The following is a 12,995-nucleotide window of genomic DNA, read 5'->3' as shown; positions in this document are numbered from 1 at the left end:
CGGAGAGCTAATTTATCGCCAATAATTGAGGACTATTATAGTTGTTGATTCTGAAACTATACTTAGCTTTGAATATGGTTTAAAAATCTAGATGTCGTATTAAATTATGGCAAAGCAAGCGGCTTACTTAATTGTAAATTTTGCTTTTAATTCTACTGTTTGACAACTTCTCCTGAAATTAATGTATGGTTCGTTTAATTACCCACAACTACTGTGAAACATTATCTGTGTTTCCCAATTCCGAATAATTAGAGAACTGAGAAATGGGTGTTATTATTATGAATATAATTGCCTAAAAAATCTGGCAATAAGATACAGAATTTTTCTATTGTGTAATTTATCTGTCTAGTTCTCTTAATATATAGGGTCAGCCGACAAATTTATCCGTAGGCTAGCTGCTGGATACAAATAAATTTTTACAAACTAGCAAAAATTCCGGAACAATAAAATCTAAAACTTGATATCAGTTTGAGAAAAAAAGTTAACAGATGATGAGGGGCACAACATTGTTTGTGCCCCGATCGCTCATTGATGTGTCGCACACATTAGTTGAATTGGTATTACCTTCCTCCGAATTGCCTCATTATGAATTGGTAGCGATCAATTTGTACTGGAGAAAGACGCAGATCCCAACAAAAATGAACTTAAAATTAATTGCGGTGATTATTACTGTAGCGAACCCTAGTACCTGCCCACAGCAATTTTTCCCGTAGAGTCTGGTAATAGGAGTTATTTTCCCGCAAAATAATAAATTTCGCTCGACAATCAGCCATCCGCACATCAACGCGGTGTCCTGGCCAAATTGAAGTAGCTAAAACTCCGTCTGTCCATAGCTTGGTACTCAAATCATAATCCCCCAAAGGCCAAACGCTGACCACAGAACCAGGGGGTAAGACAAGAGGACGGCTAGAAAGACTCATGGGACAGATGGGAGTAATGGTAACCGCTTCCATCCCATCGTGCATGATTGGGCCGTTGGCGGAAACGGTGTAACCTGTAGAACCAGTGGGAGTGGAAACAATTAAGCCATCGCCAACATATTGATCGACAATTTCTCCGTCAATTTCCATTTCTAAAATTGAAGTGATCATGCGATCGGCAGAGGCTGGCTTGATACAGAATTCATTTAAAGCTAAATAGCGATCGCTAACTGGTTCAAAATGCGATCCTTGGCCTTCAAACACTGCTGCTTGTAACATCATCCGCCGTTGAATCGCATAGCGGTCTTCAAACAACCGATCCCAAACTTTCTCTGTATCCTGAAATTCTTCAACTGACTCGGTTAAAAACCCCAGATGACCTCCCACATTCACTCCCAGAATGGGGATGCCAGCTGGAGCTAGATGTCTGGCACCTGTTAAAACAGTACCGTCACCGCCAAGTACCAATGCCAGATCGATTGGTTGACCCACTGAAGCCAAAAACACCGGATAAGGGTTGTCTTTTGGGCCGCTAGGCCCCATCAACACCTGACATTGGCGATTTTCTAGTTGTTTAGCACAGATTTCTGCCCAGCGTTTACTCTGGGCATCTCGCGCTTTATAAGCAATGATTACCTGCTTGAGTTGCACGCGCAATTACCACTTGAGGAGATTAAACTGCTCCATATCGACGGTATCACGGTTGCGATAAATGGCAAGCACGATCGCCAAACCTACCGCCGCTTCGGCTGCGGCCACGGTAATCACAAATACGGTGAAAACCTGACCCTTAATTAATGTTGAGTCAAGAAAGTTGGAAAATGCCATTAAATTCAAATTAACAGCATTTAGCAGTAACTCAATTGACATCAGCACGCGCACAGCGTTGCGACTGGTAATTAAACCATAGATGCCAATACAAAATAAAGCGGCTGCGAGTAACAAAAAGTACTGGAGTTGCATGAATCTTTTGAGTTGTTATTCAAAATTTAGTTGTGAGTTGGGGTGAGCTAATTATTCGCGCCGCGAACCGCCACGATAAACAGGATTTTCACCAGATTCATTACCAATGTTACCGATTGCTGCCATTTCTCTGGGGCGTTCTGGCAAAGTTAACACTGTTTGTGGCATTTCAGAACTAGTTGTAGCATCTGGTAAATATTCGCGACGCGCCAAAATAATCGCTCCCACCATTGCCATCAACAACAAAACGGAAGCCAATTCAAAAGGTAGGAGAAAATCGCTAAAGAAATGCTCCCCAATCAACACTATGGAACTTTCAATAGTTACCGGAGCGGTTGCGTAAGCCCAAGGAGTTGCTAAAATCATTGTGCTTAAAAGCGCAAATAATCCCAGACTCACCACACCTGTGAATATTTTCCGCAGCCCAGCACTAGGATAGGGTGCAAAATTCTGCCGCTTGTTAACCAACATAATCGCAAACAAAATCAGCACGTTAACTGCACCAACATAAATTAGTACTTGTGCTGCTGCGACAAAATCACCGTTGAGTAACAGGTACAAGCCAGCAATACTGATGAATACGCCACCAAGCAAAAAGGCAGAATAGACGATGCTCGAAGACAACACCACGCCTATAGCTGCCCCAATCATCATCACAGCCAGTATACCAAAGGAAACAACCTGTACTCCTTCTGCTAGATTCACTGTTTTTTGTCCTCAATTCAGTTGTCAAGAATCAAAAGTCAATAGTCAATAATCAATAGTCAATAGTCATGTTTTAACTATGGACTATTGACTGTAGACTTGTGACATTTATTTTTCTGCTTTTTCTACCAAGTCTTGGGGAAGTGCACCAGCACGGGGAGCATCAGCAGGTAGATCGTGAGGTTCCATCACGCCTTTGGGCAGGTAAACTAGTTCGCGTAATGGTGTCACCATTGGGTCGTCGGTTACCTTGTAGGGTAAGCGTCCCAAGGCGACGTTGTCATAGTTCAACTCATGGCGATCATAGGTGGAAAGCTCGTAATCTTCTGTCATAGACAGACAGTTAGTAGGGCAATATTCCACACAGTTACCGCAGAAAATACAAACTCCAAAGTCAATACTGTAGTGATTGAGCTTTTTCTTCTTGCTAGCTTTGTCAAATTCCCAATCGACAACGGGTAAGTTGATGGGACAAACGCGCACGCAAACTTCACAAGCAATACATTTATCAAACTCAAAGTGAATTCTGCCGCGAAAACGTTCGCCAGGAATCAATTTTTCGTAGGGATACTGGACAGTAATAGGCCGCCGCCGCATGTGGTCGAAGGTAACAGATAAGCCTTGACCGATATAACGACCAGCTTGCACTGCTTCTTTGGCATAATCGCCAACTTGTTTGAGGAACTTTAGCATCGTGTTTTACTCTCTCTGGAATTTTGGATTTTGGATTTCCGATTTTGGATTGGATTTCAATCTAAAATCCAAAATCTAAAATCTAAAATTGGTTAACCACCGAAGGCTACGGGAAAAGCTAGTTTCAGGGCTGCGGTTAATAGAAGATTAACCAAACCAACTGGTAGCAAGAACTTCCATCCTAAATCTAACAATTGGTCAATCCGTACCCGTGGTACTGTCCAGCGCAACAGGATAGCGACGAATACTAGCAAGTAGGCTTTGAGTACGGTCATAATGATACCCAAAGAAGCAGTTACTACCTGCAAGACTGGGTTGGCTTCGCTGACTCCTACCCAATTAGCGATCGCACTAATGGGAATGGGGAAATCCCAACCGCCCAAGTATAAAATAGCAACCAGTAAGCTAGAAAGAATTAAATTAACGTAGGAACCCAGGTAGAATAAACCGAATTTCATCCCGGCATATTCGGTTTGATAACCTGCGACTAGTTCTTCTTCCGCTTCTGGTAAGTCGAAGGGTAAGCGTTCGCATTCCGCTAAGGCGGCGATCCAGAAAATCAGAAACCCAACTGGTTGACGCCAAATGTTCCAGCCTAAGATACCGTAGCCAGATTGCTGGTTAACAATATCAACGGTGCTGAGGCTGTTAGACATCATGGCGATCGCGAGTACGCTCAACGCCAAGGGAATTTCGTAACTAATTGATTGCGCTGCTGCCCGTAAGCCCCCTAAGAGGGAGTATTTATTATTTGATGCATAACCAGCCATCAACAAGCCAATTGGTTGAATGCTAGACAGGGCAATCCACAGAAATACCCCCATCCCCACATTCGTAATCACAATATTCTGTCCGAAGGGCACAATCAGAAAAGACAGAAACACCGGAATTACAACAATAATTGGCCCTAGGGTAAATAACCAGGGGTCAGATTTGGCTGGGACAATATCTTCTTTAAATACCAGCTTTAGACCATCGGCAACCGGCACCAACAAGCCAAAAGGCCCCATGTATTCCGGGCCAATCCGCTGTTGGGCGGCGGCGGAAATTTTCCGCTCTAACCAAGTGGCTACTAATACCCCCACTGTGGCTCCAATGAGCATCAATATCATTGGCAGAGGCATCCAAATAGCTTTGGCTGCGTCTGGTGGTAGTCCTAAATCCGTCAGGGATTTAATAAAAGTTCCTTGGAGGTCAATTCCTGAGTTCATGTTTCCGCTCTTTAAGTCATCTTGTGATGGCGAGTTACAAAATATTAGTTAAATTAATATCTGTAAGTTCACCCATTAATATCTCTACCGAGACGACGCCTGATTGAATTTTGATTGCTATTTCCCATGCCTAGTATACCGTTGGATGGTTTTAGCCCCCCGCAAATCAACCACAAGTTCTACTTATGGCAATAATTGGGATTCACGCAGCCAATCCCCTAATATTGTTGCCCCAGGACAAAGTTACCGCTTCCATTGTGGCAACGGTTTCTGCTTTCTTCAATGTTGATGATTCCCTTTGGTCGCCAGCTGCTATAGTAAGCAGTCCATCTGCTCATTAGCGTTGGTCAATCGGGGTATAAGAAACTTCGTGACGACCGTTATAAACCTGAGTTGGACGGAAAATCCGGTTTTCTTCTAGCTGTTCTTTCCAATGAGCTAACCAACCAGCAACACGAGCGATCGCAAAAATTGGTGTAAACAAGTCTGTGGGAATTCCCATTTTCCTGTACACCAAACCGGAGTAAAAGTCAACATTAGGATAAATTCCTTTGTGACCCAGCTTTTCTGCTACTACTCGTTCCATCTCTTGGGCAATCTCATAGTACTTGTCTTCCCCAAATTTGGAAAACAACTGTTCTGCCAAGTTTTGCAAAATCGTAGCTCTGGGGTCTTTTACCTTATAGACGCGATGCCCAAAACCCATAATCTTGGCTTTCCGTTGCAGCAAATCTTCTACATAGGGGCGTACATTTGCCACCGAGCCAATTTCTTCCAACATTTGAATGACTTCTTCATTGGCTCCACCATGCAAAGGCCCGCCCAAGGTACCCACTGCACTAGCAACTACAGCATAGGGATCTGTGAGCGTAGAAGCTGTCACTCTGGCACTAAAGGTAGAAGCATTCATCGTATGCTCGACATGCAGTATCAAGCAGACATCAAAAATGCGCGCTGCCAACTCATCGGGTTCTTTCTCGTTGAGCATGTAGAGAAAGTTAGCCGAATAGTCTAAGTCATCCCGCGGGCGCACTGGGTCGTTACCCTTGCGCATTAACTGAAAGGCCGCCACCATTGTAGGAATGGTTGCTATCAAGCGAACAACTGCATCTCGAATGTAGACGGGATTATGTAAATCCCGGCGAGAGTAAAACAAGCCTAGAGCTGCAGCTGAGGCTTGTAGAGCATCCATTGGATGACCGCTTTCTGGAAAACATTTCATCATATCCCGGATGCGATATTTAATCCGCCGATGGTGGCGAACTTCATCCTCAAATGCTTCCAATTCTTCTTTGCTGGGCAGTTCACCCCAGATTAAAAGATAAGCAGTTTCCAAAAATGTACTTTTTGCTGCTAGTTCCTCAATCCGGATACCACGATATTCTAGTATTCCCTTTTGCCCGTCAACATAGCTGATACTGGATTGGGCAGCGGGAATGCCTTCCAAACCGGGCTTGTATTCGCACACCGACATGGCAACACCATCTGCTTTATGAAAGATTTGCTCAGGCTAACTTACCAGAAATCGTTATCGCAATAACAGTGACAGTTATAACCTAAGTCCTTTCATAACTGTTATGAAACCGTTATAGCAAGTACTTGGGTGGTGTCAACCAATACATCTGACTACGACCCAGAGGAGAGCCTATTTCTGGTAGTTTTATCCCGATCATACCTGCTTTTTTCAAGACTAAGCTGGCTTTGGTTTCTCCCCAAAGAAGAATTTCCGCCCATTGGCTTAAACAAGGCTCATGTCCAACCAGGGCAATTTGGGTATTTTGAGAATAATTTCTCGGTTCTAGCCAGTTGTGCAGCCAATTATGAATATTTCCATCAGGTGCAAGATGGAGAGATTCCTCCATCTGTGAACTTAGCCCGGTTTTAATGAGTATTTCTGCTGTTTGCCGCGCCCTAGCTAAAGGACTTGTAAGTATTAAATTAAAGTGTAAATCTAGCTTCACTAGTCTTTGAGCAACTTTTTCTGTTTTTTGTCTGCCTTCCTTGGTGAGTACTCGCTCCTCATCTTTGATGGCAGATGCTCTCTCTTCGGCTATACCATGACGAATTAAATATAGTTCCACAACTTTGCCCTAAATCCTTGGCTTGTGGTCATTTGTCTGGTTAACAACTGACAAATGTACGGGCGGGTTCACAGATATCCTCACGAATTCATGACGATCCCACATAAACCCGCCCCTACTAACAACTAACTATTCTGATTGAATCGGGTTGTCTTTAGGGTTGACTAACTTCAGTAGCTTTTGCTTGATTTGAGTATCGAATACTTCCCATTTCATTTTTGCATAAGCTGAGTTTTCATTACCGCCGGATAAGAAACCCATCGGAATTTCAAAGCCGCCTGCACCTGTTCTACCTCCACCAAAAAAGCGCCCGTTATTATCTTGTCCGAAGGCTTCTTTGATGAATTCATCAGGATCAAGGGTGAGTTTGGTAGTTCGCAGAGAGCCAATTACTACTTCTAGTTCGTCATCCTCATCGTGAACAATACCGTACACTACGGCGGTGTGAACATTTTCTTCTGTCACCAAGAAATCCGCTGCTTGGGGAATAGCATCCCGGTCATCATAGCGGATGTAACCAACACCAGCAATGGAAAAGTTATTTTGGACGATGCGGTTTTTGAGCGCGCGCTCAATCACATCCATCACCCGCTTGGAACGATTTGCCTGTAAAATAGCGTTCAGCAGTTGGGCATCATAAAATCGACTGAGATACGCAGCAGCCATAAAATCCTCTTCTTGTGCTTGCATCAGTCGATTTGTATCCGATCGCAAGCCATGCATCAAGGCAGTAGCACATTTAACATGCTGGTTAATGCTGCTATCTAAGGTTAGTAATCCAGCCTGTAGATACTGTGTAAAAATAGTTGCCGTCGCCCGGACATAAGGACGGACATCAACGAATTCTGACTTGAGATCCGATTGGATGCTGTGATGATCAATCACTGCAACTAGGGGAAGGCCTGCCTGCTGTACCGTTGATAATAGCTGACTTGTGGTTCCTTGGTTATCAATTAAGATAAAACCTTGGTAAGATGACAAGTCTTTACCTTTGATGGTTTGCAATGTCCAGCGCTGAGCTGGTAAATTAGTCAGCTTGACTAAGGCAATGTTCTCCTGATGACTTAAGGTACCAGCATAAATAATTTCACATTTGATATCATACTGCTGGGCAATTAGCTGGTAAGCCCAAGCGCAAGATAGGGCATCAGGGTCAGGAAAATCTTGGAGAATTATGAGTTGACGCTCGTGGCGGTGCGCTAGAAGTGTCTTTTGCAGCTCTTCTGACTTCTGAGACACCAAGGAATTACCACGCTGAACTAGATACATACCTCCTTCACTTGTCGTTGGTGGCATGGAGGTTTTGCTAAGTGGGACTTCCACAATGGGGACTGCGTCTATTTCAGCATCCTCTTGGTTCGGCTCTGTGGTCAATGACAAACTCTCAAACTGCATCAAAGAAGGATTCAATTGCATATGGAAGGTTTTTGTAAGCGTGAGGCTCCATTGTTTAGTTAAGAAATATTAAAATCAGTGTTGGACTGATTTAGCCACACATTACGATCTTCGCAAAAATAGGGAATGGTGGCACTATACATCTCGGTCTATTTTTTATCAGTCAAAATAGCTAGCATTTACCCAATTCCACCAGTGTATTGAGATTGGTTTTGGTTACCAGTGTACTTAGTATTTCCTAATACAGTCTAAATTAAGAGAATTTTTTCATCTTTTTTATTTTTCTCTTTCAAAGAGAATTTAATTAGGAAGCTGTTTCTCCTAACTGGACTAATAGCTGACCTTTAAAGGCACAAAGTTTGTGAATGTATAGGCTTGCTTTTAGCCAGCGTTATTTACACAATTATGCTACCAATTGGATAATGTTGAGCTTGTTTTTACATTTTGAGACTCATGTTCTCTAAGCAGGCTTTTAACTTCATATTTCACAGGCAATGGATGCTTAGTCAAATTTCATAGCTGATAGTTTTATACTAGTGAATAATGAAGGATTAACAATTATTTTTATTGTTAACTAAAAATGTCATTTTATTAATTAAATTAATAATTTTGCTAATTTACCAGCCTTCGCTCCCCATTTACGCAAAATAGGGGTATAATTATGAGTCTGCAATTAAATGTTGCTCTTCCATAGGTCAGCCGTAGCGTCTCTAAACCTAACCAAAGTGAGGTCTAGAAGCCAATAGCTTTAATCCCGCAGTTACCTCCTGTTCTTAGTCTGACGCCAAAATCCAGCGTCTTCTGGGCTGAGATTTGGAATTACCTAAAGCCGTACCCATCAACCACTAATGACATACCGCCACAAAATGCCAAATTCACACAAGCATTAACTTACTTCAGTAGACTCAAAGACCGATCACATATTTTTGCCACTCTTTATGTAATCCACTCTTGAGATGTTTACTAACCTCAAAATAAAGGCTGCTGTAAGGTTGACGCGGAGGATGACGTAAAAGCATGTGTGCTTCATGAGGCGTGCGACTCCCTTTCTTCACATTGCAACGCACACAGGCTGTGACAATATTTTCCCAACTATCACCACCGCCACGCGATCGCGGAATGACATGATCTAGGGTCAATTCATCCCCGGTGTAACCGCAGTACTGACATGTATGTCCGTCTCGGTGCAGAATATTTCGGCGTGTCAGCGGAATTTCTTTATAGGGGACGCGCACGTAATGCCGTAACCGGATTACCGTTGGCAAAGGAAAATCCGAGTATAAGAATTTACCATTATGTTCAACGCGTTCTGCCTTGCCTTTGATTAATAAAACCGCAGCACGACGCCAGCTCGTGATATTGAGCGGTTCATAAGAGGCATTTAGGACTAAAACCTTACCCATTGGTAAACGCTCAAGGTATTAGTTTTACATATATTAACACATAAATACTCTACTTGGGGGATGAGAATAAATTATACTTTCGCCATAATTTACCAACTCAATATTCTGTTATCCATCAAAAATTGACTTAGTCCTACAGAAGTAAGCTACATTCAAAATTTATTTCTCAGGACAAATCACAACATTTGCTGAAGAAAAGCTAATTCTGAGTAATAAAAGTCACTCTTATGCCTGATGACTATTCAGACATTTGCCAGCCTGTAAACCAAAAACAGAACCAAGAAATAATCTTTCAGCTAGATTTTCTGAGAAAAAGCACAAATTAGCCATGTAGGAATCTTGTGACAATTCCCTAATCGAATGTAAACTGCCAGATTAATCTGATGCCATTGTTAGCAATGGAATAGATAGATCGTTTGGCAGTCAAGTATTAGTGTGATAGGAGTGAATGAAAATGTTAAGTAGCAAGCAAATTCCTGGTGTTGCTTCTGGGCAAGACGGCGATACTTATGCTTGGTTCTCGCAACGAGCTTGGGTAGAAATTGATTTAGCAGCTTTGTCTGATAATGTACGGCAGTTAGTCGGGTTGTTATCGCCGCGTAACCAACTGATGGCAGTAGTTAAAGCTGATGCCTATGGTCATGGATCGGTGACAGTAGCGCAAACAGCATTAGAATCAGGAGCTAGTTGGTTAGGTGTAGCCACAGTGCCCGAAGGCATACAACTGCGAGAAGCTGGGATTAAAGCCCCAATTTTAATTTTAGGTGCAACCCACACAGCAGAACAAATTCAGGCGATCGCTCAATGGCAATTACAACCCACACTTTGCAGCCCCAAACAAGCTTTGGTGTTTTCTGACACCCTAGAAGCCATCAATCATAGTTTTCCTTTACCCGTACATATCAAATTAGATACTGGTATGTCGCGGTTAGGAACTAACTGGCAACAAGCGGGTGAGTTTGTCAAGTTAGTGGAGGGCTTACCCCATCTGACGATTGCTAGCATTTACTCTCATTTGGCGACAGCAGATAGTCCTGATACTACGACAATGAAACAACAGCATAGACGATTTGAGGAAGCGATCGCCCAAATTCAAGCTATGGGTATCAAAATACCATCCCTGCACTTAGCCAATTCAGCCGCAACTCTCGCAGATTCTGCCTTGCATTACGACATTGTCCGTGTGGGTTTAGCTGTTTATGGACTATATCCATCACCACATTTACAAACTAAAATCAATCTCCACCCTGTTTTACAAGTGAAAGCCCGTGTCACCCAGGTAAAAACCATTGCACCGGGAACTGGGGTTAGCTATGGGCATCAATTTATTGCCCCCCAGGAACTACGCCTAGCAGTTGTGGGTATTGGCTATGCCGATGGCGTTCCCCGTCATCTCTCCAACAATATGCAAGTTTTAATTCGTGGTCAGCGAGTGCCACAAATTGGCACAATTACAATGGATCAGTTGATGGTAGATGTGACTAACATAGACGATATCCAAGAAGGAGAAATAGTCACATTACTTGGGCAACAGGGCAAAGAAAAAATTTCTGCTGATGAATGGGCAGAGAAATTAAACACTATTTCTTGGGAAATTCTCTGTGGATTTAAGCATCGGTTACCCAGGGTGGCGATGATGTAGCCTGAGACCATGCAGCATCCAGGGTCAATAGTCTGAAGTACAGTTTGTTGATTTCATAGATTATTGACCATTAATAATTTGTTGTGTTAAGATATAAAACTGATGCGGATGTGGCGGAATTGGCAGACGCGCTAGATTTAGGTTCTAGTTCCGAGAGGAGTGAAGGTTCAAGTCCTTTCATCCGCACTTTTAGTTTAAAATCAAGAAAGCAACCCCTGTGAAACAATGTTCATCGCCAATTTTAAAAATGGATATGGGGCATGGGGGTGTTTTGATTCGGTATTGGTCATTGGGGTACGCATCATACAATCTCATACCATCTAGAGGTGGAGTTTCCCTAACCATGACCAAAAACTATGAATAACAACCATTGATTACATTAATATCAATAGCCAGTTTTCACCTTTATTACTCATAACACTGCTGTTATCTTGAATAGATTAAGTGTAGAAGTAACTTTGATCACATTTAAGTAAAGATACTTATTGTTAGAGCGATAGCAATCTGCGTTTATGTACGGTTATTTTTCAGTAAAAATACTGATAAAATACCGTAATTATTGTTTGTTAGCTAGTATTTTTACTTTCAAAATTTTACAAAAGGCTACTAAAAAACTATCTACTTCATGTAGTCTTTAAATTTTATTTAATCTTTATCCAGACATGTCTGATAATCTCAGTATAAGTAAGTAAATTGACAATAACTTCATAATTGACTAAGACTTTATAATCTAAAAACAAAGCTACGGTTAACTTTATTTACAAACGAAGATAAATATTTATGTATGTTATGCTACATGGCACTAAGATTTTTTAGCTTGGTTGGTATTGTATAGAAGCTCCTGTACAAGTTTAGTCTACACGTATTGAATTTAGCTGAAGTAAAAGCAAAATGAGCACAACTCCTATAGGTAGCTACAAGTTGTTCCAGAAATTACATCCGTTATCGCTGTTGGCACAACTAACCAGTCGGCGTGCTACAGGATGCTTAAGGGTATATACAGAGACGACTTCTTGGTCGATCTATCTAGAGGACGGTAAATTAACTTACGCCTCTCATTCAGATAAAGTTTTTGAAAGGCTTGATAATCACTTGCGGCGCTTGAGTCAACAAATTCCCACACTGAATAGCGCTGCTAGGGTACAAATGCGACTGATGTTTGAAACGAACAATGAAAATCAGTCTACATCATCAAACGCTGATTATCACGCTATCTGTTGGTTAGCTGCCCAGGATTATATTAATCCGGTGCAAGCAGCAGATTTGATCGAAGAATTAGCAAAAGAAGTACTGGAATCATTCTTAGCTTTAAAAGAAGGAAGTTATGAATTTAACTCAGAAATTACCTTAGATGGATTACCCAAGTTTTGTAGTTTAGATTTGCGGTTAATCGTTGAACACTGTCAAAAACATCTGAGAAACCGTCAGGTACCTATTCAATCACCTTTACCTGCTGCGGGGAGTTCATTAAGTACACCAACAAGCAATATACCGCAAACTCCCTTATCTAAACCTAGTAATTTTGCTCGCAATAGTGATAAAAATAATACGTTTTCTCAAAAACATGCGAGCAAAGGAATTTACACCATAGCATGTATTGATGATAGCCAAACTGTCTTAAACTCTATCAAACACTTTTTGGATGAAGAAACATTTCATGTAGTCCTGATCAACGATCCAGTCAAAGCTTTAATGCAAATACTTAGGAGTAAACCAGATTTAATTTTACTAGACATTGAAATGCCCAATTTAGATGGTTATGAACTGTGTTCTTTATTGCGCCGACATTCACAGTTTAAAGATACACCGATTATTATGGTGACGGGTAAAACAGGTTTTATTGATAGAGCCAAAGCAAAAATGGTGAGGTCTTCCGGTTATTTAACTAAGCCATTTACACAATCAGATTTGCTAAAAATGGTGTTTAAACATATCGGTTAATTTTCTAAAGATAGTAGTTAATTATTACTATCAAAAAATTT

At 41.7% G+C, this 12,995-nt stretch carries 12 protein-coding genes and 1 tRNA gene; 4 read left to right on the top strand and 9 right to left on the bottom strand.

The window, feature by feature from the left end; translation table 11 throughout:
- Positions 1 to 650: 650 nt before the first annotated feature.
- The 5 genes from H6G41_RS09580 to nuoH all read right to left on the bottom strand — a co-directional run bounded on the left by H6G41_RS09580 (position 651) and on the right by nuoH (position 4,492).
- The gene (locus H6G41_RS09580) at positions 651 to 1,571 is read right to left on the bottom strand and encodes an NAD(+) kinase (RefSeq protein ID WP_190745845.1); all 921 of its coding nucleotides are present in this window, start codon (positions 1,569 to 1,571) and stop codon (positions 651 to 653) included.
- 6 nt (positions 1,572 to 1,577) lie between these two features.
- Positions 1,578 to 1,883, bottom strand: a complete 306-nt coding sequence (gene nuoK, locus H6G41_RS09575; RefSeq protein ID WP_006199065.1) for an NADH-quinone oxidoreductase subunit NuoK — start codon at positions 1,881 to 1,883, stop codon at positions 1,578 to 1,580.
- Positions 1,884 to 1,934: 51 nt separating this feature from the next.
- Positions 1,935 to 2,588 carry an NADH-quinone oxidoreductase subunit J gene (locus tag H6G41_RS09570; RefSeq protein ID WP_190745843.1) on the bottom strand — a complete coding sequence of 218 codons (654 nt, stop codon included), beginning with the start codon at positions 2,586 to 2,588 and terminating at the stop codon, positions 1,935 to 1,937.
- Between the two features lie 108 nt (positions 2,589 to 2,696).
- The gene (ndhI, locus tag H6G41_RS09565) at positions 2,697 to 3,281 is read right to left on the bottom strand and encodes an NAD(P)H-quinone oxidoreductase subunit I (RefSeq protein ID WP_190745841.1); all 585 of its coding nucleotides are present in this window, start codon (positions 3,279 to 3,281) and stop codon (positions 2,697 to 2,699) included.
- A 92-nt stretch (positions 3,282 to 3,373) separates the two neighbouring features.
- The gene (nuoH, locus tag H6G41_RS09560; protein WP_190745839.1) at positions 3,374 to 4,492 is read right to left on the bottom strand and encodes an NADH-quinone oxidoreductase subunit NuoH; all 1,119 of its coding nucleotides are present in this window, start codon (positions 4,490 to 4,492) and stop codon (positions 3,374 to 3,376) included.
- Positions 4,493 to 4,677: 185 nt separating this feature from the next.
- Between nuoH and H6G41_RS09555 the strand changes: the two genes are divergently transcribed.
- The gene (locus H6G41_RS09555; RefSeq protein ID WP_190745837.1) at positions 4,678 to 4,833 is read left to right on the top strand and encodes a hypothetical protein; all 156 of its coding nucleotides are present in this window, start codon (positions 4,678 to 4,680) and stop codon (positions 4,831 to 4,833) included.
- Here H6G41_RS09555 and H6G41_RS09550 read toward each other — a convergent pair.
- The 4 genes from H6G41_RS09550 to H6G41_RS09535 all read right to left on the bottom strand — a co-directional run bounded on the left by H6G41_RS09550 (position 4,830) and on the right by H6G41_RS09535 (position 9,371).
- Complete coding sequence (locus H6G41_RS09550) at positions 4,830 to 5,966, bottom strand: citrate synthase (protein ID WP_190745835.1); 1,137 nt, start codon at positions 5,964 to 5,966, stop codon at positions 4,830 to 4,832. The genes H6G41_RS09555 and H6G41_RS09550 overlap by 4 nt on opposite strands.
- A gap of 112 nt (positions 5,967 to 6,078) precedes the next feature.
- The gene (gene sixA / locus H6G41_RS09545) at positions 6,079 to 6,573 is read right to left on the bottom strand and encodes a phosphohistidine phosphatase SixA (RefSeq protein ID WP_190745833.1); all 495 of its coding nucleotides are present in this window, start codon (positions 6,571 to 6,573) and stop codon (positions 6,079 to 6,081) included.
- Between the two features lie 129 nt (positions 6,574 to 6,702).
- On the bottom strand, positions 6,703 to 7,989 hold the full coding sequence (locus tag H6G41_RS09540) for a bifunctional oligoribonuclease/PAP phosphatase NrnA (protein ID WP_190745831.1): 1,287 nt from the start codon (positions 7,987 to 7,989) through the stop codon (positions 6,703 to 6,705).
- 884 nt (positions 7,990 to 8,873) lie between these two features.
- Positions 8,874 to 9,371, bottom strand: a complete 498-nt coding sequence (locus H6G41_RS09535) for an HNH endonuclease (protein WP_190745829.1) — start codon at positions 9,369 to 9,371, stop codon at positions 8,874 to 8,876.
- 454 nt (positions 9,372 to 9,825) lie between these two features.
- Here H6G41_RS09535 and alr point away from each other — a divergent pair, with 454 nt between their 5' ends.
- The 3 genes from alr to H6G41_RS09520 all read left to right on the top strand — a co-directional run bounded on the left by alr (position 9,826) and on the right by H6G41_RS09520 (position 12,954).
- Positions 9,826 to 11,013 carry an alanine racemase gene (alr, locus tag H6G41_RS09530; RefSeq protein WP_190745827.1) on the top strand — a complete coding sequence of 396 codons (1,188 nt, stop codon included), beginning with the start codon at positions 9,826 to 9,828 and terminating at the stop codon, positions 11,011 to 11,013.
- Between the two features lie 104 nt (positions 11,014 to 11,117).
- Positions 11,118 to 11,199 (top strand) — tRNA-Leu (locus H6G41_RS09525).
- Positions 11,200 to 11,904: 705 nt separating this feature from the next.
- Positions 11,905 to 12,954 carry a response regulator gene (locus H6G41_RS09520; protein ID WP_190745825.1) on the top strand — a complete coding sequence of 350 codons (1,050 nt, stop codon included), beginning with the start codon at positions 11,905 to 11,907 and terminating at the stop codon, positions 12,952 to 12,954.
- Positions 12,955 to 12,995: the final 41 nt, after the last annotated feature.

Origin of the sequence: Tolypothrix sp. FACHB-123 (assembly GCF_014697075.1) — a bacterium.
Taxonomy (GTDB): Bacteria; Cyanobacteriota; Cyanobacteriia; order Cyanobacteriales; family Nostocaceae; genus Aulosira.
This window is presented reverse-complemented; position numbering and strand designations above follow the sequence as displayed.

Bases quoted from the DNA above. Each gene is read 5' to 3' on its own strand.
- nuoK (WP_006199065.1), bottom strand. From the start codon at position 1,883: ATGCAACTCCAGTACTTTTTGTTACTCGCAGCCGCTTTATTTTGTATT.
- ndhI (WP_190745841.1), bottom strand. From the start codon at position 3,281: ATGCTAAAGTTCCTCAAACAAGTTGGCGATTATGCCAAAGAAGCAGTG.
- nuoH (WP_190745839.1), bottom strand. From the start codon at position 4,492: ATGAACTCAGGAATTGACCTCCAAGGAACTTTTATTAAATCCCTGACG.
- H6G41_RS09555 (WP_190745837.1), top strand. From the start codon at position 4,678: ATGGCAATAATTGGGATTCACGCAGCCAATCCCCTAATATTGTTGCCC.
- H6G41_RS09550 (WP_190745835.1), bottom strand. From the start codon at position 5,966: ATGTCGGTGTGCGAATACAAGCCCGGTTTGGAAGGCATTCCCGCTGCC.
- H6G41_RS09540 (WP_190745831.1), bottom strand. From the start codon at position 7,989: ATGCAATTGAATCCTTCTTTGATGCAGTTTGAGAGTTTGTCATTGACC.
- H6G41_RS09535 (WP_190745829.1), bottom strand. From the start codon at position 9,371: ATGGGTAAGGTTTTAGTCCTAAATGCCTCTTATGAACCGCTCAATATC.
- alr (WP_190745827.1), top strand. From the start codon at position 9,826: ATGTTAAGTAGCAAGCAAATTCCTGGTGTTGCTTCTGGGCAAGACGGC.
- H6G41_RS09520 (WP_190745825.1), top strand. From the start codon at position 11,905: ATGAGCACAACTCCTATAGGTAGCTACAAGTTGTTCCAGAAATTACAT.